The sequence below is a fragment of the Bacillota bacterium genome, assembly GCA_040754675.1.
Taxonomy (GTDB): domain Bacteria; phylum Bacillota; class Limnochordia; order Limnochordales; family Geochordaceae; genus Geochorda.
The window spans coordinates 1-2,240 of record JBFMCJ010000632.1 but is presented as its reverse complement, the minus strand read 5'-3'; the positions used below and the strand labels follow the sequence as shown (position 1 = coordinate 2,240).

At 68.4% G+C, this 2,240-nt stretch carries 3 protein-coding genes; all 3 read right to left on the bottom strand.

Annotation, left to right across the window (positions count from 1 at the left end):
* On the bottom strand, positions 1-927 hold a 927-nt coding region (locus AB1609_21845), incomplete at its 3' end, for a ParB/RepB/Spo0J family partition protein (protein ID MEW6049078.1).
* Positions 924-1,151: a hypothetical protein gene (locus tag AB1609_21840; protein ID MEW6049077.1), complete on the bottom strand. Its 228-nt coding sequence runs from the start codon at positions 1,149-1,151 to the stop codon at positions 924-926. The genes AB1609_21845 and AB1609_21840, both read right to left, overlap by 4 nt.
* The coding region (locus tag AB1609_21835) for a TraM recognition domain-containing protein (GenBank protein ID MEW6049076.1) at positions 1,148-2,240 on the bottom strand (1,093 nt) is incomplete at its 5' end. The genes AB1609_21835 and AB1609_21840, both read right to left, overlap by 4 nt.

Genomic DNA, 2,240 nt, shown 5'->3' with positions numbered 1-2,240 from the left:
CGGCACCCGGCTGGCCAGCGACTCCACCAGCCACAGCAGCGCCGCCCTCGGCTTCTGGAACCTCTCCACCTGCACGCGCAGCGCCTGCTCGCGGTCCATGACGTCGTAGGTCAGCTCCCGGCGCTTGCGCCGCAGGGCCTCCAGCTCCCGCTCCAGGTCCTCGCGGGTGCCATGGGCCTCCTGCAGGGACGAAAGCTCCGCCTCCAGCTCCTCCACCCTGCGCTGAAGCGCCCGCAGGACAAGGTAGCCCCGCTCCTGCTCCTCCTTGAGCCGCTTTATCTCGTCCGCCTTCAGGTCCGCCACCGCGTCCCCCAGGGCCTCGTACAGCTCGTGCTGCACCTCGGGGGGCAGCAGGGCAAGCTGCGACCCGTTCATCACCCCCAGCCTGCCGGATTCCACCAGGGCCTGGAACTCCGGGATGAGGTTGTTCAAGGCGTCGTACCGCGCAACATGTCGGTATGACATGCCCATCTCGCGCGCCACAACGTCCAGACTCCTGCCCGGGAAATTGGTGTCGTTACGACACCAATTTTCTTTCCCAGGCCGGCCGACGTGCTTGATTTGCCCGAGCAAGTTCTTCCTCCGCCGTATCGCCCGCGCCAGCTCCATGGGCGAGGGCGGGCGAACCTCGACGTTGGCGTCGATGAGCGCCATCTCCGCCTCAGGAGCATCCGCGTCCAGGACCAGCGCCGGAACCTCCTCCAGGCCCAGTTTTGCAGCCGCCTTGGCCCGGCCGTGGCCCGAGATGATCTCGTATCCCCCATCGGGCAGGGGCCGCACGACCAGGTTGTGCAGGACCACCCCTCCCAGCCGGCGGATGGACGCCGCGATGGACTCCACCTCCTCGGGCGTGTGCTCGCGGAAGATCCGTGAGGCCGCCGGGCGCAGGTCGGACACGGGCACCCACCTGATCTCAGGCCTCTTCACCGCTTTCCCCTCCTTCCCGCCGGCTCCAGGCCGTTTTCCTCCACGGGCTCCGGCCCGCACAGCCGCAGCCCGGGCCAGATCTGCTGCAGGTGCGCGATGTGCGCCACAGCGTCCTCGTACCGCCGGAAGTCGTCCCGCCCCCCCAACACCGTCACCAGCCTAGCCCTGCCGTGGACCTCCAGGTACAGTGCCTGGGTCGGGTAGGACACCCTCCACACCCTCACCGCCTGCCACCCCCTTCCCGGGGAAAGAAGGACTCACTCTGCGGCACCACCACCTCGATCCCGCGCCGCCGCTCGGGCACCACCACTTCCAACTCCCCGGGCTCCTTTCCGCGAGCGCTGCCCGGGACGGGCCTGCGGTCGGGAGGGGCGAGGTCGAACTCAACCTTTACGGGCGGCTGCGGGCGGCCGTTCCGCACCGCCTTCACCACCCCCGTGCCCGGGGCCAGGTTCTGCAGGTCGGTGTAGGAGAAGAGGGGCCGCTGCACCTCGGTGTACTGCTTGGCGTCCGTGTGCCAGCCCCAGAGCCCCGGGAACCGGCGCACCGTGCGCCTCTCTTCCTCAACCCGCACCTCGCCCATCTCCTCGGCGAACCGCCGGGCGTCTTTGGCGTCGTCCAGGTTCAGCACCACCTTGGTGCGGCAGTTGCCCAGGAGCACGTCGCGGAACGCGGTGGACTCGCCAAAGAGAAGCTGCGAGGTGTTCTGCAGGGCCAGCACCACCCCGCACCGGTACGAGCGCCCGATGGCGAGCAAACGCTCGAAGTCCGGGTTCAGATAGCGCGGGAACTCGTCCACGTACAGAAAGTGCGGCACCCGCGTCCACTCGTTCCCTGGCCGGCGGAAAACCGCGTTCTGCAGGTGCATCACCACGAACTGCCCGAACACGTCCCCCAGCTTGCCCAGGGCACCCAGGGCGGTGTTGACCACTAGGACCTGGCCGCCCTCCAGGTGCCGGTCCAGGTCGATCCCCGACCGGCCGTCGAAGATGCGCCGCAGCATGTCGTTCCCTACCAGGTCCTCCACCTGCAGCCTGAGCCCCAGGGCGAACTGCTGCATCTTGTCCGCGAGCTTGCCCAGCACTTCGGCGCGGAAGTAGCCCGTGAGCGCGGACTGGCCCTGGGTCGACTCCAGCTCCGCAACGTACTCCTCCAGGATGGCGGGATTGCGGAGCGCGTTGGCCATGTGCACGATGGTCACCTCGTTGCCCCTGAGCCGCTTCAGCAGCTTGACCGTGTTGCGGCAGGCCACCTGCTGGACGGCACTGAAGAACGCCTCCTGCTTCCCGAAAAGGCTCGTCAGCACCGTGCGC